This is a genomic window from Xylanibacter oryzae DSM 17970, assembly GCF_000585355.1.
GTDB classification, from domain to species: domain Bacteria; phylum Bacteroidota; class Bacteroidia; order Bacteroidales; family Bacteroidaceae; genus Prevotella; species Prevotella oryzae.
The window spans coordinates 1,398,441-1,422,341 of sequence record NZ_KK073873.1; the positions used below are offsets into that span (position 1 = coordinate 1,398,441).

The window sequence follows — 23,901 nt, forward strand, 5'->3', positions numbered from 1 at the left end:
TAAATATATTCAATTTTCGCACAAAATTACGAAAATTTCATCAGTCTAGCAAACGTTTGAGTAAAAAACTTATATTTTTATAAGGTCTAATATTGTCTTTACAGTCTCTTCCACTCCCAATTCACCCACATCAAGGCAGACATCATAATTACGCGCATCATAACGGTCTTTCCCTGTAAACGTTTTTGTAAACAGTTCTCTTTGATAATCATTATCTTCTATCATCTTCCTTGCATCGTCCTCACCAATTTTAAATTTCTGCATTATCGTCTTTATCCTCACGCCAATATCGGCATGAAGAAACACCTTTAGCGTATTAGGTGTATCACAGAATACATCAAAGGCGGATCGACCTATTACCACACACGACTCTTCTGCAGCAATATCTTTAATTATATTCGATTCAATAACGAACAATTGTCTGGATGTTATTTCTGTACTAACTCCTGTATAATATTCATTTACCTCCACAAACGATTCATAGAACTTAGCGAAGTCCTCCCACCAGGAAGGTCTTCGCTTTTCTATTTTATCTATTACATCCTCCGACACATTAAACTTTTCAGCCGTTCCCTTCAGCACCTCTTTGTCAATCATCTTGACTCCAAGTTTTTCAGCCAATATCGCACCTATTTTATGTCCAGAAGAACCAAATTCGCGGTTCACTGTTATCACAAATTTCGAATTAGTATTCATGGTTCTATCATTTATCAAAGTTATATTTCGGTAGCAAATATAAAAATTTATTCAGATACACGCAAATAATTTGCCATTGATTCCGCACATCTCTCGCCATCCACACCTGCAGATACTATTCCACCGGCATATCCGGCACCCTCGCCACACGGGAACAACCCCTTTATACGAACATGCTGCAAGGTCTCTTTGTCCCTAAGTATTCTTACAGGAGATGACGTTCTGGTTTCCACAGCTATCAACAAAGCCTCATTTGTAAGGAATCCACGACTCATCTGTCCAAACTTTTCAAATCCTTTCTGCAGTCTTTTTGTCACCATATCAGGTAGCCAGAAATGAAGAGGACTACTTACAAGTCCTGGTGCATAACTGCTCTTAGGCAAATCATAGCTAAGTTTACCTTTTACAAAGTCAGCCATACGTTGTGCAGGTGCGGTCTGTTTCATATTACCTTGCTGCCAACAGTTTCGTTCCAGTTCCTCCTGCATAGTCATCATTTTTAGGACATCGTCGCCATCCACATCTTCAGGATGCAGTTCAACAACCATACCACTGTTGGACCATTCCGTACCACGATTGCTCGGGCTCATTCCGTTCACTACAATCTGCTGATTATCAGTTGCTGCAGGTATCACGAATCCACCCGGACACATACAGAAAGAGTACACCCCTCTACCATCTATTTGTGTCACGAAACTGTATTCGGCAGCAGGCAAATACTTACCTCTACCCTGTTTATTATGATATTGTATTTGATCTATAAGATCAACAGGATGCTCAAGCCTTACACCCACTGCCAATCCCTTAGCCTCTATTTCTATTTTTGCCTCGGATAAATAACGATATACATCTCTTGCCGAATGACCGGTAGCCAATATAACCGGACCACGATACGATTCTTCCTTACCAGTTGCAAGATTAATAGACTCCACTCCTATAACTTCATCATTTTGAATAGTGAGCCTTGTCATCTTAGTTTGGAAGTGCACCTCTCCACCTGATTCCAATATTGTTTTACGCATATTCTCTATTACCCTTGGCAATTTGTCCGTACCAATATGCGGATGTGCATCAGCCATAATCGATGTAGAAGCACCATGCTGGCAAAACACATTAAGTATTTTTTCAGTACTGCCACGCTTCTTGCTTCTTGTAAAAAGTTTTCCATCAGAATAAGCACCGGCGCCCCCCTCACCGAAACAGTAATTGCTTTCACCGTCTACCTTCTGGGTCTTGGTTATCATAGACAAGTCAATCTTGCGTTCATGTACATCCTTTCCACGCTCCAAAATTACAGGTTTCAGTCCAAGTTCAATTAATCTGAGCGCAGCAAACAGTCCACCGGGACCTTCACCTATTACAAGTACTCTCATTCCATTAGACACATCACCATATTCAGTCTTCACATATTCATCATCAGTAGGCATTTCATTAATATACACCCTGACTTTCAGATTCACATATATAGTACGTTGCCTTGCATCAACACTTCTTTTCAATATTCTCACTTTAGTCACCGTACGAGCATCAAGCCCATTCTCTTCAGCAAGATAATCTGTCAAGACATTTTCACTGGCAGCCACCTGAGGCAGCACCCTTATTTGATATTCTTTAATCATAATTTACTTATTCATATTTTTAGAAAGGATATGCAAGACGCTCACACACCCCCTCAATTCTCTGCAAATTTAATCAATTATCCCCTAAATTAGTTGGTTATGAAGATATTTCTTATTAAATTTGCCGTGATTTTTGCAAAAATCACACACAGAAGGTAAATTTCTCCCCGTTTGTTTTGGGGGCAACATATAAAGATTAAGATAAATGAAAGTATTAAAATTCGGCGGAACATCCGTAGGTTCCGTAGAAAGCATTCTAAGCTTAAAAGAAATCGTTGAGAAACAGACTCAACCAGTTATTGTCGTTGTAAGTGCATTAGGAGGCATTACCGACAAGCTAATTTCGACCTCCCTTCTGGCTGTAAAAGGTGATTCGACTTATAAGAGCGAATTCAATGCCATGGTAAAGCGACATCATGACATGATCGACACCATAATTACCGATACAGACAAGCGCGTTCAACTTTTCAACACTGTAGATAAAATGCTAGAAGAACTCAGCAGTATTTATCACGGTGTCTACCTCATTCACGACCTCAGTCCAAAGACCCAAGATGCCATCGTAAGTTACGGTGAGCGCATCAGCAGTAACATTGTAGCCAAGCTTATAGATGGGGCACAATGGTTCGACTCACGTGAATTCATCAAGACAGAAAAGAAGCACGGTAAACATTTCCTAAACAGCGAAGTCACCAATCATTTGGTACATCAGACATTCAATCACATTCCCAAAGTATCACTAGTTCCTGGCTTCATTAGCCGCGACAACAATACCGGCGAAACCACCAATCTTGGTCGTGGAGGAAGCGATTATACAGCTTCAATCATAGCAGCCGCACTTGATGCGGAGCAACTGGAGATATGGACAGATGTAGACGGTTTCATGACTGCCGACCCGAAAGTTATACACACAGCATATACAATCAACGAACTGAGTTATGTAGAAGCCATGGAGCTTTGCAACTTCGGTGCAAAAGTAATCTATCCTCCTACAATATATCCGGTTTGCATCAAGAATATTCCTATACTTGTAAAGAACACCTTCAATCCAGAAGGCGAAGGCTCTATTATCAAAAAGAAGATTGTCAACGACACAAAAGTTATCAAGGGAATATCAAGCATCAGCGGTACCACACTTATTACCGTTACAGGTCTCTCCATGGTCGGTGTCATCGGTGTCAACCGCCGCATCTTCACAGCCCTTGCCGATAATGGAATTTCTGTATTTATGGTGTCACAGGCATCTTCCGAAAACTCTACATCAATAGGCGTAAAAGATTCAGATTCTGCCGAAGCCATACGTGTACTCGACCATGAGTTTGCCAAAGAGATAGCCACTGGTGCTATGTTCCCTATGCATGCAGAGAGCGGACTTGCCACAATAGCCATTGTCGGTGAGAATATGAAACATACCCCGGGTATCGCAGGTAAATTATTTGGTACTCTTGGCCGTAGCGGTATCAGTGTTATCGCCTGCGCCCAAGGAGCTTCAGAGACAAACATCTCATTCGTTGTAGACTCTAAGTATCTGCGCAAATCATTAAATGTAATTCACGATTCATTCTTCTTGTCCGAGTATAAAGTACTCAATTTATTTATCTGCGGTGTCGGAACTGTTGGCGGACATCTCATCGAACAGATTGCATCACAGTATGAAGAACTAAAAGCCAATAGCTGCCTTAAACTTAATGTTGTAGGTATATCAAGCAGTCACAAAGCCATATACAACCGTGAAGGGCTCAACCTTAGTGACTATCGTAAGCAATTAAATTCTTCACCTGAAAGCGACTCTAAAAAACTGTGCGAGGAAATAATCAACATGAATATTTTCAACAGCGTTTTTGTAGACTGCACAGCCAGCAAAGACATTGCCGACCTATATCAAACATTCATTGAGCACAACATATCCATTGTTGCAGCCAACAAGATAGCAGCCTCAAGCGACTACGACAGCTACACGAACCTTAAACAGACAGCTCTGGCCCGTGGTGTAAAATTCCGCTACGAGACCAACGTTGGAGCCGGCCTTCCTATTATAGGAACCATCAACGATCTTAAGAATTCTGGTGATAAGATATTAAAGATTGAAGCCGTTCTTAGCGGTACGCTGAATTTCATATTCAATGAAATATCTGCCGAAGTTCCATTTTCAGAGACCGTAAAGCGCGCTAAAGAACAAGGATACAGTGAACCGGACCCACGTATAGACCTTAGTGGCAAAGACGTGATACGCAAACTCGTAATTCTTACACGCGAAGCAGGATATAAAGTTGAACAAGACGACGTAAATAAAAATCTTTTTGTACCCGATTCATTCTTTAAAGGAACGATAGAAGACTTCTGGAATAATCTGCCCAGTCTTGATGCAGACTTTGAGAAACGCCGCAAAAAATTAGAAACAGAAGGAAAGCATTGGCGCTTTGTTGCCAAAATGGATCACGGCAATACAAGTGTTTCACTTGAAGCAGTAGACCAGAAACATCCATTCTATGGTCTTGAAGGCTCAAACAACATAGTCATGCTGACCACAGAGCGTTACAAAGAATATCCAATGCTCATCCAGGGATATGGAGCCGGAGCCGGAGTTACAGCAGCCGGAGTCTTCGCCAACATTATGAGCATAGCCAACATATAAAGACTAAGCCAACTATAAATGAAACATATAATAATTTTGGGCGACGGCATGGCCGACCACTCTGTTGAAAAGCTGGGCGGTAAGACACTTCTTCAGTATGCCAACACCCCATATATGGACATGCTTGCCCGCAAAGGCAAGACAGGCCGCCTCGTTACTATACCCGACGGGTTCCTGCCTGGAAGTGAAGTAGCCAATACTGCAATTCTCGGATATGACCTCAATAGTGTATACGAAGGTCGCGGACCTCTTGAGGCCGCCAGCATAGGTTACGAGATGCAGTCTGATGATATGGCTATACGTTGTAATATTGTATGTCTCCAAGATGGAAAGATAAAGAACCATCACGGAGGCCACCTCAAAACCTCAGAAGGTGATATGCTTATCAAATATCTCGACGAGCACCTCGGCAATGAAAAGATCAAATTCATCACCGGCATACAGTATCGCCATCTTCTTGTTATTAAAGGTGGCAACAAGCACCTCGTATGCGCACCTCCGCATGATCACCCCAACGAGCATTGGAGACAACTACTGGTAGAACCCGAAGAAGGATATACAGATCAAACAGATGCAGGACGCATGTCTGCAAAAGAGACAGCCGATCTTATCAACGACTTAATATTAAAATCTCAGAAATTGCTTGCAGAGCATCCTTTTAATAAAGAACGCGCTAGCAAAGGCAAAGACCAAGCCAATTCTATATGGCCATGGAGCGGCGGTTACCGCCCGCAAATGGACCCGATAAGCAAAAAATATCCTCAGGTTAAGAGCGGTTCTGTAATTTCAGCCGTAGATCTCATCAGAGGTATCGGTCATTATGCCGGTCTTCGCAACATCATAGTAGAAGGAGCTACCGGATTAGCCGACACCAATTACGAAGGTAAAGCCATGGCTGCAATAGAAGCACTGCGTCACGAAGACTTTGTTTTTCTTCATATAGAAGCCAGCGACGAAGCAGGGCACGATGGAGATTTGCCTCTTAAACTGAAAACCATTGAGAATCTTGACCGTCGTATAGTAGGTCCTATTTACGAAGAAGTAAAACAATGGCAAGACGATCCGGTATGCATTGCCGTACTCCCCGATCATCCCACACCAGTCGAAATACGTACCCACGTCAAAGAACCGGTACCATTTCTTATCTACTATCCAGGCATAGAACCGGATGATGTACAAGTATATGATGAGCAGAGTACCGTCAGCGGCAGCTACGGCATGCTTCGCCTCAATCAGTTCATGGACACATTCATGTCTATAAAATAACATGCGAAAAAACAAGTAAAACAATGAAATACTATAGTACCAACAAAGAAGCACCCTTAGCAACACTCCACGAAGCTGTGGTTAAGGGACTGGCAAGCGATAGAGGTCTTTATATGCCTGAAAACATAAAGAAATTGCCTGAAGAATTTTTCGACAATATCCAGAACATGTCATTTCAGGAGATAGCATATACTGTAGCAGACGCCTTCTTCGGTGAAGACGTAGACCCCGAATCACTCAAAAAGATAGTATACGACACACTGTCATTCGACTGTCCGGTAGTAAAAGTCACCGACAATATATACAGTCTTGAACTGTTCCATGGTCCAACCCTCGCCTTCAAAGACGTAGGTGCACGCTTTATGGCCCGTCTGTTACAGTACTTTATCCATCAGGAAGGCAAAGAAGAAGTCAATGTACTCGTAGCTACCAGTGGTGACACAGGCTCAGCCGTAGCTAACGGGTTCCTAGGTGTAGAAGGCATTCATGTATATGTATTATATCCCAAAGGTAAAGTAAGCAAAATACAAGAGAGTCAGTTCACCACATTAGGCCGTAACATCACCGCCATAGAAATAGACGGAGTGTTCGACGACTGTCAGGCACTTGTCAAGAGTGCATTCATGGACGAAGAACTCAACAATCACATGAAACTGACATCAGCCAATTCCATCAATGTAGCGAGATTCCTGCCACAGGCATTCTATTACTTCAACGCCTATGCACGTATGAAAGCCCAAGGACTTGCCGATAACCTTGTAGTCTGCGTACCTAGTGGCAACTTCGGCAACATCACAGCCGGCCTCTTCGGTCACAAAATGGGCCTGCCGATCAAACGCTTCATAGCCGCCAACAATTCAAACGATATATTCTATAAGTATCTCATGACAGGCAAATACGAGCCGAAACCAAGCAAGCAGACCATTGCCAATGCCATGGACGTAGGTGCGCCAAGTAATTTTGCCCGTGTTTACGATCTATACAAAGGCAACCACGATGCCATCACATCATATATCAGCGGTGCTACATACAGCGACCAGCAGATACGCGAAACGATGTCAGAGTGCTACAAGTCTACAGGATATATACTCGATCCACACGGAACATGCGGTTACAGAGCATTAAAAGAAGGATTAAAACCAGGAGAAACAGGTGTTTTCTGTGAGACCGCCCATCCTGCTAAATTCAAAGATACAGTCGAACCTATCATAAATGCAAAAGTTGAAATACCAACACGCCTTGCCGAATTTATGAAAGGCATCAAAAAGAGTATTCCAATGGCCAAAGACTTTGCTTCGTTCAAAACATTTCTTATGAGACAGTAGTCACATCACTATATTAATATATAATAAAAGCCCCCGCAACTAAATAGTTTCGGGGGCTTTGTTAGTCTACTCTAGACTTTTAGACTCCACAGTAAGAAACAAATATCACAAAAGCTACTGCTACAACTGCAAGGGCTACCATTGAATAATAAAACCCTTTTACCATTTTGTGTTTTCTTACATTGTTTCTCTGCTCCCTGTGGAACACTTCTCTAGCATCTTCCATTTCTTTATACTACTTGTTTAAAATTATTCTTATAGTAAATTGTTCAATAATCTTATAATTTCTGCAAAGTTACAAAAAAACTACAAGACTGCCAAAAAAACATTAAAAAAAAACAAAAGTTAAATGTAATATATAAGATTTATATTTAATGTCAATAAGCCTGTTTATCACCTTTTATAACCATCAACACCGTATGCATTATAATGACTATATCCTGCCAGAATCCCCAACTCTCGATATATTCAATATCTTTCTCCACACGCTTTCTCATATCATCCACGGTCTTCGTTTCACCACGACAACCACTCACCTGAGCAAGTCCTGTTATTCCCGGTCTAACCAAGTGTCTTATCATATACTCACTGATTATCTTACCATAATACTCAGTATGAGCAACCATATGCGGCCTTGGCCCAACGATACTCATATCACCTTTTAGCACATTGATAAACTGAGGCAATTCATCAATATTATAATGCCTTATAAAATATCCAAACTTAGTAACCCTATTATCATCCTTGGTAGCCTGCTTCCGGTCAGCGTCATCATTTATATCCATACTCCTGAATTTATAGCAGATAAATGATCTGCCATCATATCCCGTACGTTCCTGCTTAAAGTATATAGGTCCTGCACTAGTCAACTTTGTCACTATTGCTACTATAGCATATACTATCGGATATATTGTACATAAGAATAACAACGATACTGAAACATCAAATATTCTCTTATAGCACCTGTTTCTCATTTTAAGCAAAGGTTCATGCCTTGTAGCCAAGATATACGTATCACCGAATCTATAAGGATACACATACGAAGTTCTGCCTACCATCATATCAGGCATATAATATACCCTCAATACATTCTGATAACAGGCATTAAGCACAATTTTCATTCTCTCATCATCATACAATGGCCTATATATAAACACATCATGCAGGCTATGACTCTTTATATATTCCACAGCATCATCCACACCTCCCAGTCTTTTTGCACCGACGGCATCTTCATCCAGTTCACCATCAGTGAATATACCCATCAGGTTAAGTCCATTCCATCTGTCATTCAGCACATCCACAATATCATTTGTAGAAGGTCCATATCCTATAATTATCGAACTCAGGTTATACTTTCCCAAGTGCCTTACATGCTTCACGGCTTTCCTTACAATCATTCTCTCCACACTTATCAGCATAAAAGCAGCAAAACAAAGCAAAACAGCCTTTATAAAACCAGGAGTCGGAACCTTTGCCATACTAGCCAAGGTCATGAATATCAGTAACGAAAGAGGTATTGTCCTAGACGCATTTCTCAGTTCCTCCTGAGGCTTAGTCAGTCTTTCATGAGCCGAAATGCTTATGGTATTGATAGAGATGAAATAAGATATATTAAATAGAAACCAGTACAAGAAGTTATGTTCAAACAGTAGATTGTCAAACCTCAGCCACATATCAGCAAAATAGTAAATCAAATAACCTACATTTACTGTAGCCATATCTATCATTGCCACTATAGCAATCAAACAGTATACCTTATTATATGCTGATTTCATAATTATACAATTCTAGTAAGACATTTAATGTTCATAGCCATCAAAGTCTTACAAAGATATAATTTTTCAAGTGAAATCCAACATATTAATCAATATATTTTTATATTTCTCCAATAAAATTTTACTAGACTACGCACACAGTCATCAGAACTTTCTGAATGTTAGTCTTAACTTCTTTGATTCTAACACCATATTATCACTATTCAGTAATTGAATTTTAAAATGTTCATCTAGCGAAGTCAGCCCAAATGGTGCTACATTCTTTAAGTCATACATTTCACTGCCATCTGCAGCAGCGGTACTTAACTTTAGAGAATCCCTTGTCTGATCAAAATGGAACATAAAGCCACCGTTTCCAACAGGATACGAATAAGCATTTATCTCCAGCAACCTGAACTGTACCGCATAGAATATCTGCCAGTTTTTTGTATCAGTCGAACCTCCTCCAATAGTATCAACCCGCATAAGTTGCCAATTACCATCCATATCACCATTATTAGACGCATCCAGAGTGCAGCCAGCTAATGTCATAGTAAGCACAGCAGCAAACAATATCAATATCTTTTTCATTTTCGTTTCCAGTTTAATATACCCGTTTTAGCCACCGTTATCTGCATACCTGTGTTGTTGCCCAGCAATTGTCCTCTGTCTATTGCCAGTCCTCCTTTGATGCTCCATCCATCAGTATTCCATTTCATTACCCTTTTCGGCATCGTATAAGTCACCTCCGCCAGCATACTGAAGTTTTTCCGTATGTCATTATAAGGAACGAAATATGTACCCCATCCCCTCTGCGTAGTCAGCAGCATTCTGTAATGCAAGTTAGCCGTAGGGTCTCCTGATATACCAATATGATAAGCTATGAATCTATTGTCTTTAATATAAAGATATCCATCATCATTGTATACAGGCGACAGATATAAAGGATTGCCTATTACGTTCCCCCAATGCTGCCATCCGATATACGTACCGTGATTGTAATAATCATCCCTTCCTCCAATGTGATTAGAAATAGTCTGAGTATGATCAAAATATATAGGACCACTCTGATACTTAGTATATAGATATTCAGCCACTACAGACGATATCCACCTGTTATGCGGCAAAGTTATTTCCACGCCAAACATGCCATCCTTCGGATCATATACAATATATCTACTGTTAACATGATCATTCCATTGTTTTCCCTTGCCATAACCATCGAAATCAAGAAAATACATAGCAGAACCATCTTCAAAAAAATGATCATAATATACCCTTGCCTTCCATGAACTGAATTTATAGCTTACACTCAGCATCAATGATCCAAGTTGGTCACCCTCAGCCGTATATAAATCATCGTCATTAGGTACATCCGTAGGTATCAAAGCACGTGCAAAATCACCTAAATCAGCACCATAATTATACCATTTGCCCCCCTGGTAAACCTTACCCCCAAACAGAGTTGCCATTTCCAGTCCGGCTTCCACTACCAATGGATGCTTATCCTCGTTACCAAACCTTAAATAAGCTGCTTTACTATGATATAATACATTTTTTTGATGCTTTATACCCTTAGTGTCAAAGTTCTCCTGCCAATTACCATCGGTCATTATTCCATAAGAGAGATGTCCTTTCAGCGATATAAAGCCATTCAGCACAGGTATTGTCCAGTATTCAGGCAGACTGAGTCTCACCTGCGGAATCGGCAGCGCATTAATACCCAAACACTGCGAACCACTGCTCAGTTCCATGTTTTTCATCTGCATAGGTTGTCTTTTACTACCTATTGTCAGCATTCCTGCCCTCCATCTGCCCTCCAAATAAGCCTCCTGCACTATAAATTTACTTGTAAAGTTATGTGCAGCTGCTATATCCATACCATATCCTACGCCCCATTTTCTGGCAGAGTCAGTAGCCACCGGTCTGAACATTTCCAACCTCACATAAGCATTATTTTTATCTACAGATCCCAGTCCATACCTGTTAGCATTTAGCCACAGCGGGTTATTAGAGCCACCGGCAACCGTCATCTGCATTTCCGCCTTATATCCTACATTATTAAATACTCCATTATCAGCAAAAGTCACTGAAGAAACCGACAATAATATTATCAATATTAAAATTCTACGTAATCTCTCAATAAATAACATTTTTATTTCTTTTACACTAAAATAGATTTTAGTATTGTTATTAACATTTTTAGCGCTGCTATTCACATATTTTATTCCTTGAAACAAATATCCTTATTTGTTAAAAAATAAATTTTCCTTTAAGCGTATGCAAAAGTACACAAAAATCCCAAGATAATCAAAGATTTAAAAAATTATCTGGAATATGACTCAAATAATGAAAAATCATTTTTTTTGGCATTCACTACAATAATACACGCTGCCACCCAGGTAAGCCTCCTTCATTATTCGGCCTCCACACCTCGGACACGGCTCATGACAAGTTTTGCTCGACAGCAAACAGTGATACCCTCCGGGAATACCAAGAATATTCTTTTCAGAATCCCTTCCACCTTTGGAAATCATGTCATTAAGAGTTTCCTTAATTGAAATAAGTAACGTTTCCCTATCCTTGGCAGACAAACTACTTATCTTACGCCTTGGATTTATGCCAGCATTAAACAGAATATCCTGCAGCACCCCATTACCCAGTCCGGGAATCCGCTGTTCCGTAGCCAATAAAGCCTTAACAGAAATATCCTTACCCACATTTTCAATCATCCCATTTAAATAATCCATATCGAATTTATCATCTAAAGGAGACAGTTTCTCTATACTTCCGTTATAATATACATTATCAATACCACCACGGAACGCATATATACCGCCATACATAGCCACTGTGAGAACAATATAACTATCATCATCAAACACTACCAGCAACTGGAACTTTGCAGGACATTTCTCAGCTTTTTCGTAATATTTCACATTCGTACCGTCACTAAAGGCAAGATGGGTCTCATCATCAAGACATATGTCCACATAACTGCCATATCCCTTCACGTCCACTACCTTTCTTCCTACAAGTATAGCAGCATAGAGCAAAGGATCACCCTCATACCAGGTAAAGCGATGAAGGCTTGTAGCATTAATAACATCAGCCACCACCTTACCGCGTAATATACCAGTTGCCATATCGGCAATAATTTTAGATTCAGGAATCTCTAACATCTTATTTATCTTATAGATATATTATATGTTGCAAATATACGAAGAAAATAAATACATTGTTCTAACAGGTCATATAAATATGTCAAAATATCTATTCCCTGCCTATGGTTTATTTACCATTTATTCAGGAACCTTACCCGATACCACCGACACCCCGTAAGCAGTAAAGAATCCCCTTGCTCCATTCGAGATATTAGTTGATATATTAGCTGGAGGGCCACCAAACATTGGATTAGAGCCATTCTTCTGACTAGCGCATTCATTGATAAAGTTAAAGTATGCCTTACTTATATTACTAAATTCAACCACCATACTGTCGCCCGCCGCCAAGAATACCATATCCTTGGCATCATCATCACTGAATTTGCTCTTATCACCTATATCATTAAAGTTCCATACCGAAAGATTCTTGACGTACTCACCGTTAAGACTCACATCATTAAACATGATATACTTGCTTATCTTATTATACATCAACCCATTGATGCTATATTTCCCCATGTAATAATTTTCCTCATCACCATTATCCTGAGCGCTTATATTCAACGAATACAACGTATATTCGCCCACCTTCTTCTTTGAGATATTAAACGAATCCACCTTCAGATTTTCAGGCATCTTACACTCAGCCGTATATTCCTCATTGCTGCCATCATTATTAAAGTCCATCACCACCGACAGTCTGTAAGTCCATCCCGGTTTACCCTTCATAGGATATTGAGTAGCATAAATCCCGCTGCCCACAGAGTCCTGAGTCATCACATACGAATGCGAAATCAGCGCACTATCTTCCTTCAGCGTCACAATAGCATTAGCAATGCGCTTGTTCGCCTCTTTGTCAAAGTAACTACTCGAACTGCTCACCTGTATCTGCTGTCTGATGTTTTGATCAGTTATCGTACCATAGATTATAGGCACATAAGCCGAATCCTTAGTACTGATGGTAGTATCCTCAGTACACGAAAACATAAGCGCAGTAAAAAACAATGCTATAATAGATACCGATATTGATTTCATTTTATTCATTGTCCAATTAGAATTTAAAATTATAAGTTATTGACGGTATGGCTCCAAAGAGATAAGTCATCTTGGCCTGTGGATATCCGTCGGCCGTATTCTGGTCAAAAGACGTCATCCACGGATTCTTGTGCCAGTACACATTATAGACCGAGAACACCCACTCACCCTGATACCATCTCTTGGGATGTTTGTGCGGATGATACGATGCAGAGATATCAAGACGATGATACGGTTCCTTGCGCTCCTCACTTTTGCCTGAATATATAGGATAATACTCACCGTTTATCTCAATTCTTCCCGTAGGATATGTTACAGGTGTCCCCGTAGAGAAGACCCATTCGGCAGAGAAATCCCACTTCTTAGAAATCTCATAAGAAGCCAGTATGTTCACACTATGAGTTTTATCGTTAGGCGCCAGATAAGTTTTACCATCGTTTATGCCGGCTATGGTACGGTCTGTACGTGCCAACGTATAATTGATAAAACCAGTCAACCGTCCGGTATTCTTTTTCACCATTACTTCCATTCCATAAGATTTACCCTTACCGGTTCTTACCTCGCCCTCCAACTTATCATTAAGCAGAATCTGTGCATTGTCCTTAAAGTCAATAACATTATTCATACCCTTATAATACAATTCCACAGACGTCTCTATCGCATTATCCTTAAAGTTCCTGAAATATCCTACAGAATATTGGTTAGCCTCCTGCGGCTTGATATTCGGACTCGCCGGGAACCATAAGTCAAGAGGAGACCCCGAATCGGAATTGTTGGCAATCTGTATGAACTGAGTGTTATGAGTGAAATTAGCCTTCAACGACGACCAGTTATCCAGTCTATATACAATCCCTGCACGAAATTCAGGTCGTATATAAGTATGAAAAATCTTTCCGCTACCATATTCAGTAGCCCCAGATACATTATAATTATTATCATAAGAATACAGCAAAGTCTTGCCCATATTCCTGAAGGCAGTGATTCGAGCGCCATAGTTTATTGAAATCGCCTTACCGATATTCTGTTCAGCCCCCAAATACACATTATGCTCAAGCGCATACGAACGGTTCATTCTGAAGTCAGGATACCCAGCACGCGTTACCAGTGCAGGATTAAACATATGATATGTCGTTGTAACCCCATATTGCAGTTTTAGATTATCCGAAACAGAGTGACTGAAGTCCAGTCGCATCTCCAGATCCTGTATGTCCGATTTCCACTCCGCACGCGAGTCTGTCACCTTCCACGCCAGGTCATAACTGTATTTGCTGTAATTAAGACTAAGCCTGGACAACAGTTTATCCGAGTAGATATGATTCCAGAAAGCCGAAGCCACAAAGTTACCATAACCTATATCGCCAAACGACGATATAAACCTGTCCCTTCCATTATATAGATTGAATCCCACCTTGTCAGTCATCGACAGACGATGAGAAACCTTCACATTGAAGTCATAAAAATAAAGATACTCCTTTCTTTTATCAGGATCCGAAGACATACGCAGAAACAGGTCAGCATAACTTCGCCTGCCACTTACCAGCCACGACGTCCTGTCACCAAGAGGTCCCTCCAGGGTCAGCCTACTGGATATAAGTCCTACACCACCCGTTCCTTTAACCTTTTCCGGAGCATCATCCTTCAGCTCCACATCCAACAGCGAAGACAATCGTCCGCCATATTTTATAGGCAGATTCCCCTTATACAGTTCCGCGCTCTTCACCGCATCATTATTGAATATTGAGAAGAATCCGAACATATGCGAAGCATTGTATATATTAGTGTTATCCAGCAATATCAAGTTCTGGTCTGCACCACCGCCACGCACATTAAAACCACTGCTCCCTTCAGACGTGCTCTGCACCCCAGGCAACAGCTGCATGGCCTTTACCACATCTATCTCACCCAGCAGCGCCGGCACCTTCTGTATTTCAGATCCCGTCAACTTCTGCATACCCATTATAGTATTAGTGATATTTGCATCCTTTTTTTGCGACGTTATCACCACCTCATGGATATTCCTCTCATATGAAATTCTATTAGAATCGTTACCGATGCTATCCCTATTAATTACATTTACCTTTTTCTTCAGTTTAGTCTTCTGCGCATATACACTAGTCGAAGAAGAACAAATCAACATAAAACCTAATACGAATAAAGATAAAGAATTTGATTTAGTCTTTAAAATCACTTCTAATGTTTTACTTAAAGTCATTTTTATTGAATTGCTGTTACCTTGAATCATCTCTTACGCCAATCATAGCGAATATGATACATTTGCAAAAGTAGCAATAAAATCTTTAAATAGAACACAATAAGCACTATTTTTACATTTTTGTAACCATCCATACCTCCTTTCCTCCTTGAAAGATACTATTCATTGTCTTTTGTGAGTACAAAAGAAAACCGAACCAAAAGAAAAAACGCAAACACGCTGCGAAGCTACTCCGCTATCGTTTGCAAGCTTACGCACCCTCATTGCTAGCGCTGTCCTCGCAAGCGCTTCGCTATGCTGCATACCTTAGGCAACCACAATGACCCCCTGATGGGTCATTGTACATTAATGTACAACTTTTTGGGTTCACTTCAAGTTGTGAAAGAACTAACCGAATGTAGAACATTTGAGAAGTCGAAAGAAGAAAAACAACCCGAAAGGAAAAATAAGGAGGAAAAGTAAAAGAACGGAAAACACGAAGAAAGGAAAGAGGAAGGTGGGATGGAAAGGAAAAAAGTAAAAGAGAGAAAGAAGAATAAAAAGAAAAAAAATAAAAGTAACCGAATGGAATAAGAGTTATACAACAAAATTCTGCAAGTTATATTACAAGCTTGCAGAAATAATTTCATTAAATCGTCATATTTTTTCTATATGCGTTTAATATCAGTGCAATAAGGTTTACCACCAGCTTCCAACGGCTTATAGATATAAACCATAACATTGTATTCAAAAGGCGGATTAGTCACTACAATTGCACGGCAGATGAAACAATAATTAGTTCCATTCACAACTTGACTAGCAACTACAATCGGGTTGTAACGAACACCGAGTATAACTCCCATAACCTCTTTAAATAAGGTCTCTTCGTCTTTTGTAGGACTGCGGAATTGAGACCAACCGCCAGGTACGTTTGTCATAATTTATAATATTAGATTATTAAGCATACAGAGTTTCTGTATACATTTTACAGTCTCTATTAATTATTGTCCGTGACAAACATAATAAAATATCAATAATGTATTAATAATAGCACAAAAAAATGCAACATTTTTTCATTCTTTTAACAAGCGCAACATAATACTAAAAAAGTTTAAGCCTTTTTATATTTTCAGTCGCATCTCTTTCCGCCTTTAAGGTATCACAATTCTATTTATCATGATTTATTTCAGGACAGCAATGAATGCAACCATCAGCATCAGGATATTTTTTTTTAGCTTCATCCAATGCTAACTGAGCCGAATAAAAATTGCCTAAAGAAGTTCTGTCAGACGGCATAAAATAACATCCCTCTCTATGAACTTCATGGTTATTACCACTATTAGACTGCTGCTTGTTATTTACATAATACTTTGCCATAACGTATATATTTATTGATGAGACAAGTAAGATTCTACTTTAACGACTGAATCCCCTACTGTATACACAGCATTTTTTAGTTCTTGCTTCGTGCATTTAAACTTTTGGCACCAATAATTTACTTCATATTCTTCATGAATATTAATTTTTGAACCATCTATAGGTTCTTTGATTTTTAAATTATCCATAATATTTAAATTAGAAATTAAGATACTCTGCGAATATATGAAATAAAAAAAGTATAATCAATATTAATCAAATAATCATCCGCTCTTTTAATAATGATTGGCTAAAATTTAATTTTATTGAATTAATACAACGGATGATCAGTGTTAATATTCATCCCGCTAATGCTAACATAAGCCATAATGAGTTAAAAGGTGAAAAAGTATGACAACTACTGAATAAAAACCATATATTTGCCAAAAGAATTATACATTAATAAAACATTGCATTCATCATCGTATCTTTTAATATATCAAATATATACGGAAACACCGTATTAAACATATAATTTAATAATCTAAATCATGTCTGATCAATTATCCAATCAAAATCATCAACACTCCATATGTGTAGGTGACATCTTCGAACAAAAACGTGAAGAGTGCGCAAGTACCGGATTGAATTACGCACTATGTCGTATCACAGGTGGTATAATCCTCCTTAACATCCATACCGAGCCCGAAGAACCCGTTCGTCCCGGTTCCAAAAGTATCAAGACATTCGTTTTCAGATGCATGGCCGAAGGCGAATCAAGTATCCAGTTCTGTTTTTTCCATGCATCCAAGCCTGATGTCATCATCTATGAAGACGTCCTGCCTATAGATATCCAAAAGATTGATGCTATAGAAGAAAAAAATTCAGGTGTTAAATATGGTGGCTGGACCAACAGCAGAGAACTGACAGATGACGACCTAGCTATCTTTACGAAAGTTATGGGGCATCTGATAGGTGTCAAATACACTCCACTGAGAGTTGCCACTCAGGTTGTTGCAGGCACTAACTATCGTTTCCTCTGCGAAGCCCAGACAGTTACCCATCTGTCTTGCGAATATCATGTGCTGGTATATATCTTCAAACCCCTTCCCGGTACCAAAGAAGACCCATATTGCACAAACATTGTTCGCCTCATAGGGCAATGATCCGCATCAATTGATGCAAATCTTATAATGCCGACGTTCCCATAATCATTAGTTGACATTAACAATAGATACCACTGCTACTAATTAGTAGCAGTGGTATCATTCATTTATCATGTGTCGTTATCGATTATATAGAATTATTACACCAATGTATTAGAACAGTACCCATTGCGTTAATATCTGTAAAACAACATTAATTTTAAGAAACAAAAGCCTTATATGTAAAAAAAATAAGCTATATTAGCAAAACCTTAAAGGCTAATTTTAGAACAACAAACGTTTAAAACTTACATAATCTACTGACCTCCAAATATTTGAGGCATAAAAAACATTATAAAAAAAGACTACTACATTTATGTACCTATAATTTATATTAACTAACTAAAACAAATTGAGTAATGAAAAGCGCAATTAATGCATTGTGTAAACTATGTCTTATTGTATTATTTTTGCTCTTATCCTCTGTGGTAAAGGCTCAAACTATTATTAAAGGCACAGTTACAGACTCCAGCAACGAACCAATTATTGGAGCGTCCGTTGTTGAAAAAGGAAATCCGCGAAATGGTACTGTCACTAATATGGACGGTAATTTTTCGCTTAAACTCCAAAAAGGCAAAAAGTATACAGTTAGTTACATCGGTATGGTTTCTCAAGAAATCACTTACGATGGAACAAACAAGACTATTGTCTTAAATGAAGATCAAGGAAGTCTTGACGAAATTGTCGTTGTTGGCTATACCAGCAAAGCACGTAAAGACCTAACAGGATCAGTAGGTTCCATATCAGGAGCCAAACTAGCCGCAGTTCCTGTTGCTTCAGCAGCAGAAGCACTTCAAGGTAAAATAGCTGGCGTACAAGTAACATCTGTCGACGGTGCACCTGGTGCAGATATAAATATTCGTGTGCGTGGAGGTACGTCAGTAACACAAAGCAATCAACCTCTGTTTATCGTAGACGGTTTTCAGACAGATAATATCAATGATATCCCACCCACAGATATACAGTCTATAGATGTATTGAAGGATGCTTCACTCACAGCAATATATGGTGCAAAGGGAGGTAATGGTGTAGTAGTAGTAACAACCAAATCCGCAATGATTGGTAAAGTAAAAGTAGACTTCAATTCATACCTTCAAGGCAAAAAACTTGCAGGTAAAGTAGATATGCTTGATACATACGAATTTGTTCGTTATCAGCAAGACTATACTATCGGGAATAACTCTAGGATTTATCAGTTCCGTAATGACTTTGGCAATCCAAACGATCTAGACCTTTATAGAGGAGCCGTTACGCACGATTGGCAGGATGAAATCATGGGTGGAACTCCACTTACCCAAATGTATAATATTACCGTAAGTGGTGGCAGTGAGAAGTTGCGTTTCAACACATCTCTCACCCATCATGACGAAAAGGGTATCATTGAGAACTCCGGCGTACGTCTAACGAATCTCAACACAAAAATAGATGTTCAGATTTCCCCTAAATTAAGACTACTATTCAACCCACGCTTTACTTATCGTCGTGACCTTGGTGCAGGAGCAGACGGCATTGGTACAGGAGGCCTTATAGGTGTATTAAAATATCGCCCTACAAATGGTCTTAGAGAGTATATGTACCGTGCAGACAAAACTGTAAATTATAATGATGAAAAATACTGGTTGCTTTCTAGTCCGCAGGATGATATAGACCAGAATTATCAGTTAAAGCACTCATATACATTCACAAACCAGGCTTCTTTACAGTGGAATATAATGAAAGGTATGACTTTCTCCACAGAAATAGCCCAGATGTGTTCGTTCTCCGACAACAACCGATATTATGGTTATCTCACATCAACAGGTATTCAAAACAACAATATGCCTATTGCCCAGATTACCAATTCCCGTTCTAATCGATACACATGGACAAATACACTAAACTATTTTTTCACTGTAAATGACAAACACAATCTGTCATTTCTGTTAGGCCATGAGATGCAAAGTAATCAGACAACAACCAATTACCAGTCGTCTCGGTACTTTCCTCAGTCTACCGGTCCTCGTCAAGCATTCAATAATATGGGTCTAGGTACAGCATGGCAGTCAAATTCAAGTGTATCCACACCTAATAGGATGCTGTCCTTCTTCGGTCAAGCCAATTACAACTACGAGCATAAGTACCTACTCTCTGCTACATTCCGTGCCGATGGTTCCACTAAATTTGCTCCGGGCAAACAGTGGGGTTATTTCCCTTCTATTTCAGGTGCATGGGTTATTTCATCCGAACCATTCATGAAGAATATCAAAAACATAAGCAATCTTAAACTACGCTTAGCTCTTGGTATGGCTGGTAACAACAATATTGATCCGGACTTATGGAGGTATCAGTATGCTATTAGCTCAACTGGTGGACCTAGTTGGGGAGAATCAACAGTTAACGGTACAGCTTACTATACTAACGGATCTGGTTCTGTATTTCCAAACACGAAAATAAAGTGGGAAACTACAGTTACCCGCAATCTGGCATTTGATATCGGAATGTTCCATGACCGCCTCATCATCACCCCCGAGGTATATTGGAATACCACCCACGACTTGCTTTATAAGAGTCTTATACCTACTACTACAGGATATTCATATCAGATGCAAAACGTAGGTCAAGTCACAAATAGAGGTTTTGAACTTACAGTCAACGGTAATATAATGCAAAATAGAGACTTCAATCTGAGTGCTAATTTCACGATGGGCTTCAACAAGACCCGTGTAGACAAGTTGAACGGCGAAGACCAGCAACTATGGACCACATCCGGCAGATGGAGTTCAAGCAATAATGACTTCTGTCTGCAAGTAGGCAAAGAGATAGGCCTTATCTATGGTTATGTATACGATGGACTTTACAGTTTTGATGAGTTCAATCGTGTAGGTTTCAATTATGAACCTAAAGACGGAACTGTAACAAGCAGCCTATACGGAACCTATCCCGGACGCCCCAAGTTTAAAGATCTTAGTGGTCCTGACGGCAAGCCAGATGGTGTAGTAAACGAATACGACCGTACTATAATAGGCAATACCAATCCACGTCTGCAAGGCGGATTTGGTATAACAGGCCAATGGAAGAACTTTGACTTCACAGCCAACTTTTTCTATATGCTTGATTTCGATGTGCTCAATGCCACGGCATACGATCTCTCTTCAGCCATTGGTTCCAGTCAGACAAGTCCCAAGAATGTCCTTGCCAAGTTCAGTTATGACAAGCGCTGGGTATATTATGGCGACGTATACACAACAAACGTCGACGGCACACAGTCACTTTACAACCTCGGAGAACCACTGTTAGGCAATAGCCAGCATATTGAATATCTTGACGCATACGAAAAGATAAATGCAGGCAAGACACTATGGAATCCGAACGACATCACAGCCCGCTACACCACATCATACTTTGTAGAAGACGGTTCATTTCTTCGTCTGCAAGACATAACTATTGGCTACAGTCTACCAAAAAAAATCACGCAGAAACTGGGAATAGAGCGTTTACGTTTTTATGCTACCGGCTCTAACATATTCTGCCTTACAAGTTATAGCGGCTACGACCCAGAAGTTGATATACAGAGTGGCCTCACACCAAGTGTAGATTATAACCGCTATCCACGTAGCCATAGCTATCTGTTTGGTGTCAATGTAACATTCTAATAATTTAAATTGCAGAATAATGAAAAAGAAAAATATAATATTCTTAGGATTGGCTATGATGAGTATCTCATCATGCTCAGACTTTTTAAATGTCGATTCACCATCCAAGTTTACCGACAACGATGTTGTTGGCAGTCTTGATGAGGCCGGTCGTCTGCTCAATGGTGTCTATGCAGATATTGCTTCTAGTAACACCTATGGAAACGCATACCTCACCACATTCAATCTTAACAGCGATGTTGAATTTACCACCAGCACCAACGAACTTAAGAGCACCAGTCACAATGAATACAAGCTATTCGACTGCGAAGCCGATGCCAGTAACCTCCTAAGCACATGGAATGACGCTTATGGAGCTGTAGAAAGTGCCAATAACTTCATCACAGCAGCCCAAAACAGTCATTTATATCAGGTCGGAGACTCCAGCATGATGCAAATGATAGGCGAAGCCAAATGCCTACGTGCCATGAGTTATCTAGACCTCGTTATAATGTTTGGAGATATACCATTCAGCATGCAACGCGCATACGATTCCAAAAGTCTGGTAATGCCAATAGAAAACCGTGACACAATACTCACCACGCTGATAAATGACCTTAAAACGATAGCTCCACATATGAGTTGCGCATACAATCTATCATCAGGTGTTGAGCGCTGCTCCAAAGAATTCTGCTGGTCGCTTATAGCTCGTATGGCCCTATATCGTGGAGGTTACTCACTACGTCCGGGCCAGTCTACTACCGATGCAGGCATTATGAAACGTCCCGAAGACTATCTGGATTACTATCGTATAGCCCGCAACTACTGCGATTCAGTCATAAAGTCAGGCACCCATAGTCTTAACAATAACTACTACGATGTATTCATCAAAGAATGTAATTATAAAGTGGTAAACAGTGACGATCCGATCTTTGAGATTCCATTCACCCAGAATGTTTCAGGTAATATCGGTTATATCCAAGGGCCAAAGGGTAATGATTCAAGTGCAGGTGGCACCTCAGCCCCTAACCTATGGGGAACATCCAATGGTAATGTTCGTCTTAACGCTTTCTACCGATTCACATTCAACAATCAGGACACCCGTCGCAATACTGTAGGATATTGGTATTACGATTATGATGGTACACCTGTTATTCTTAATGATTATAACAACTACTGCAATAAGTGGTCTAAGTTCTGGGATGAGAGCCATACCCTCGGTTATCAGAGTGCAGGCAATACAGGTATCAATTTCCCATATATGCGCTATGCAGATGTATTGCTGATGTTCGCCGAGGCAGACAACGAATTGAATAACGGTCCAACCGCTGCAGCTAAGTCAGCATTAAAGACCGTACGCGAACGTGCCTTCCGCAACGCCACAAATAAAGCGATGATGGTAGATACCTATGTCGACGGAGCCGGTTCTAAAGACTCATTTTTCAAACTAATATTTGATGAGCGCGCATGGGAGTTCGGAGGAGAAAACCTACGTTGGAAAGACCTTGTTCGTTGGAATCTCTATAGCCAGGTGATATACAAGACATTCTGGAAATACTACGGTTTTGGTAGTCGCGATTACACATACGATATTGATGACGAATACGACAAGTATCCTACCGATGTATTCTATAAGATTGTTCCAAACCCGGGTGACGGAAGCTACCCCAATAAAGTACTCCCGGTATTGAAGTTCTTCAAGTACGAAAGTGATACACTCACAATCGACAACTTATGGGAGAATTTCGGTCTTAATGGCAAATACATGCCATCCACAACAGGAAGCGATGCATGGAAGACTGCTGTTTGGTTCGACTGGTTAGATAACAACACAGGTATAGCCAAAGCACAGTGTCGATGCTCCTTACGCGGTTACATATACATCAACGACGAAAGAACACTTATGACTAAATCCATCCCCGAATATTCATCAAGTGTAAATCTCAATAGTCTCCCACCAGTTAGGTATATCTTACCTATTCCGAGTGATGCCATATCGAGGAGTAATGGCACATACAAGAATTACTATGGATATTAATTC

The 23,901-nt window shown here is 39.9% G+C and carries 18 protein-coding genes; 6 read left to right on the plus strand and 12 right to left on the minus strand.

Translation table 11 applies throughout. The annotated features are described in order from the left end of the window. Nucleotides 1-69 precede the first annotated feature (69 nt). Nucleotides 70-696, minus strand: a complete 627-nt coding sequence (locus XYLOR_RS05820; RefSeq protein ID WP_036877751.1) for a cytidylate kinase-like family protein — start codon at nt 694-696, stop codon at nt 70-72. 47 nt (nt 697-743) lie between these two features. Continuing rightward, complete coding sequence (locus tag XYLOR_RS05825; protein ID WP_036877752.1) at nt 744-2,315, minus strand: NAD(P)/FAD-dependent oxidoreductase; 1,572 nt, start codon at nt 2,313-2,315, stop codon at nt 744-746. A 205-nt stretch (nt 2,316-2,520) separates the two neighbouring features. Here XYLOR_RS05825 and thrA point away from each other — a divergent pair, with 205 nt between their 5' ends. From thrA to thrC, 3 genes are read left to right on the plus strand one after another with little or no spacing between them, the layout of a single operon-like run. Further along, nucleotides 2,521-4,950, plus strand: a complete 2,430-nt coding sequence (thrA, locus tag XYLOR_RS05830; RefSeq protein WP_036877753.1) for a bifunctional aspartate kinase/homoserine dehydrogenase I — start codon at nt 2,521-2,523, stop codon at nt 4,948-4,950. 18 nt (nt 4,951-4,968) lie between these two features. Further along, nucleotides 4,969-6,216 (plus strand): cofactor-independent phosphoglycerate mutase, encoded by a 1,248-nt coding sequence (locus tag XYLOR_RS05835; protein WP_036877754.1) that lies wholly within the window; start codon nt 4,969-4,971, stop codon nt 6,214-6,216. Between the two features lie 23 nt (nt 6,217-6,239). Continuing rightward, the gene (thrC, locus tag XYLOR_RS05840; RefSeq protein WP_036877755.1) at nt 6,240-7,541 is read left to right on the plus strand and encodes a threonine synthase; all 1,302 of its coding nucleotides are present in this window, start codon (nt 6,240-6,242) and stop codon (nt 7,539-7,541) included. 79 nt (nt 7,542-7,620) lie between these two features. On the opposite strand, the gene XYLOR_RS13790 is transcribed toward thrC, so the two are convergent. The 10 genes from XYLOR_RS13790 to XYLOR_RS13595 all read right to left on the minus strand — a co-directional run bounded on the left by XYLOR_RS13790 (nt 7,621) and on the right by XYLOR_RS13595 (nt 17,253). Continuing rightward, nucleotides 7,621-7,767 carry a hypothetical protein gene (locus tag XYLOR_RS13790; RefSeq protein WP_154655679.1) on the minus strand — a complete coding sequence of 49 codons (147 nt, stop codon included), beginning with the start codon at nt 7,765-7,767 and terminating at the stop codon, nt 7,621-7,623. A 151-nt stretch (nt 7,768-7,918) separates the two neighbouring features. After that, the gene (locus tag XYLOR_RS05845) at nt 7,919-9,319 is read right to left on the minus strand and encodes an exopolysaccharide biosynthesis polyprenyl glycosylphosphotransferase (RefSeq protein WP_051508896.1); all 1,401 of its coding nucleotides are present in this window, start codon (nt 9,317-9,319) and stop codon (nt 7,919-7,921) included. A gap of 144 nt (nt 9,320-9,463) precedes the next feature. Then, nucleotides 9,464-9,889, minus strand: coding sequence for a lipocalin-like domain-containing protein (locus XYLOR_RS05850; RefSeq protein ID WP_036877756.1), 426 nt, complete (start codon nt 9,887-9,889; stop codon nt 9,464-9,466). Continuing rightward, nucleotides 9,886-11,451 (minus strand): capsule assembly Wzi family protein, encoded by a 1,566-nt coding sequence (locus XYLOR_RS05855; protein ID WP_036880781.1) that lies wholly within the window; start codon nt 11,449-11,451, stop codon nt 9,886-9,888. The genes XYLOR_RS05850 and XYLOR_RS05855 overlap by 4 nt, the downstream gene beginning before the upstream one ends. A gap of 204 nt (nt 11,452-11,655) precedes the next feature. Continuing rightward, nucleotides 11,656-12,480 carry a formamidopyrimidine-DNA glycosylase gene (locus tag XYLOR_RS05860; RefSeq protein ID WP_036877757.1) on the minus strand — a complete coding sequence of 275 codons (825 nt, stop codon included), beginning with the start codon at nt 12,478-12,480 and terminating at the stop codon, nt 11,656-11,658. Nucleotides 12,481-12,600: 120 nt separating this feature from the next. Continuing rightward, the gene (locus XYLOR_RS05865; protein ID WP_036877758.1) at nt 12,601-13,497 is read right to left on the minus strand and encodes a DUF4249 family protein; all 897 of its coding nucleotides are present in this window, start codon (nt 13,495-13,497) and stop codon (nt 12,601-12,603) included. 16 nt (nt 13,498-13,513) lie between these two features. After that, nucleotides 13,514-15,709 carry a TonB-dependent receptor plug domain-containing protein gene (locus XYLOR_RS05870; RefSeq protein WP_169730556.1) on the minus strand — a complete coding sequence of 732 codons (2,196 nt, stop codon included), beginning with the start codon at nt 15,707-15,709 and terminating at the stop codon, nt 13,514-13,516. A gap of 647 nt (nt 15,710-16,356) precedes the next feature. After that, complete coding sequence (locus XYLOR_RS05875; RefSeq protein WP_036877759.1) at nt 16,357-16,626, minus strand: hypothetical protein; 270 nt, start codon at nt 16,624-16,626, stop codon at nt 16,357-16,359. Nucleotides 16,627-16,855: 229 nt separating this feature from the next. After that, a complete protein-coding gene (locus XYLOR_RS05880; protein ID WP_036877760.1) occupies nt 16,856-17,065 on the minus strand; it encodes a hypothetical protein in 210 nt (69 codons plus the stop codon). 11 nt (nt 17,066-17,076) lie between these two features. Beyond that, on the minus strand, nt 17,077-17,253 hold the full coding sequence (locus tag XYLOR_RS13595; protein WP_084608535.1) for a DUF3606 domain-containing protein: 177 nt from the start codon (nt 17,251-17,253) through the stop codon (nt 17,077-17,079). A gap of 342 nt (nt 17,254-17,595) precedes the next feature. On the opposite strand from XYLOR_RS13595, the gene XYLOR_RS13955 reads away from it, so the two are divergent. From XYLOR_RS13955 to XYLOR_RS05900, 3 genes are all read left to right on the plus strand, one after another. Next, nucleotides 17,596-18,210: a hypothetical protein gene (locus XYLOR_RS13955; protein ID WP_211242071.1), complete on the plus strand. Its 615-nt coding sequence runs from the start codon at nt 17,596-17,598 to the stop codon at nt 18,208-18,210. 398 nt (nt 18,211-18,608) lie between these two features. Continuing rightward, nucleotides 18,609-21,881: a SusC/RagA family TonB-linked outer membrane protein gene (locus XYLOR_RS05895; RefSeq protein WP_036877763.1), complete on the plus strand. Its 3,273-nt coding sequence runs from the start codon at nt 18,609-18,611 to the stop codon at nt 21,879-21,881. A gap of 19 nt (nt 21,882-21,900) precedes the next feature. Then, a complete protein-coding gene (locus XYLOR_RS05900) occupies nt 21,901-23,898 on the plus strand; it encodes a RagB/SusD family nutrient uptake outer membrane protein (RefSeq protein ID WP_036877765.1) in 1,998 nt (665 codons plus the stop codon). The last annotated feature ends 3 nt before the right edge of the window (nt 23,899-23,901 follow it).

Excerpts from the sequence above, each read along its gene's own strand:
- XYLOR_RS05820 (WP_036877751.1), bottom strand. The coding sequence starts at position 696 with ATGAATACTAATTCGAAATTTGTGATAACAGTGAACCGCGAATTTGGT.
- XYLOR_RS05825 (WP_036877752.1), bottom strand. The coding sequence starts at position 2,315 with ATGATTAAAGAATATCAAATAAGGGTGCTGCCTCAGGTGGCTGCCAGT.
- thrA (WP_036877753.1), top strand. The coding sequence starts at position 2,521 with ATGAAAGTATTAAAATTCGGCGGAACATCCGTAGGTTCCGTAGAAAGC.
- XYLOR_RS05835 (WP_036877754.1), top strand. The coding sequence starts at position 4,969 with ATGAAACATATAATAATTTTGGGCGACGGCATGGCCGACCACTCTGTT.
- thrC (WP_036877755.1), top strand. The coding sequence starts at position 6,240 with ATGAAATACTATAGTACCAACAAAGAAGCACCCTTAGCAACACTCCAC.
- XYLOR_RS13790 (WP_154655679.1), bottom strand. The coding sequence starts at position 7,767 with ATGGAAGATGCTAGAGAAGTGTTCCACAGGGAGCAGAGAAACAATGTA.
- XYLOR_RS05845 (WP_051508896.1), bottom strand. The coding sequence starts at position 9,319 with ATGAAATCAGCATATAATAAGGTATACTGTTTGATTGCTATAGTGGCA.
- XYLOR_RS05850 (WP_036877756.1), bottom strand. The coding sequence starts at position 9,889 with ATGAAAAAGATATTGATATTGTTTGCTGCTGTGCTTACTATGACATTA.
- XYLOR_RS05855 (WP_036880781.1), bottom strand. The coding sequence starts at position 11,451 with ATGTTATTTATTGAGAGATTACGTAGAATTTTAATATTGATAATATTA.
- XYLOR_RS05860 (WP_036877757.1), bottom strand. The coding sequence starts at position 12,480 with ATGTTAGAGATTCCTGAATCTAAAATTATTGCCGATATGGCAACTGGT.
- XYLOR_RS05865 (WP_036877758.1), bottom strand. The coding sequence starts at position 13,497 with ATGAAATCAATATCGGTATCTATTATAGCATTGTTTTTTACTGCGCTT.
- XYLOR_RS05870 (WP_169730556.1), bottom strand. The coding sequence starts at position 15,709 with ATGACTTTAAGTAAAACATTAGAAGTGATTTTAAAGACTAAATCAAAT.
- XYLOR_RS05875 (WP_036877759.1), bottom strand. The coding sequence starts at position 16,626 with ATGACAAACGTACCTGGCGGTTGGTCTCAATTCCGCAGTCCTACAAAA.
- XYLOR_RS05880 (WP_036877760.1), bottom strand. The coding sequence starts at position 17,065 with ATGGCAAAGTATTATGTAAATAACAAGCAGCAGTCTAATAGTGGTAAT.
- XYLOR_RS13595 (WP_084608535.1), bottom strand. The coding sequence starts at position 17,253 with ATGGATAATTTAAAAATCAAAGAACCTATAGATGGTTCAAAAATTAAT.
- XYLOR_RS13955 (WP_211242071.1), top strand. The coding sequence starts at position 17,596 with ATGTCTGATCAATTATCCAATCAAAATCATCAACACTCCATATGTGTA.
- XYLOR_RS05895 (WP_036877763.1), top strand. The coding sequence starts at position 18,609 with ATGAAAAGCGCAATTAATGCATTGTGTAAACTATGTCTTATTGTATTA.
- XYLOR_RS05900 (WP_036877765.1), top strand. The coding sequence starts at position 21,901 with ATGAAAAAGAAAAATATAATATTCTTAGGATTGGCTATGATGAGTATC.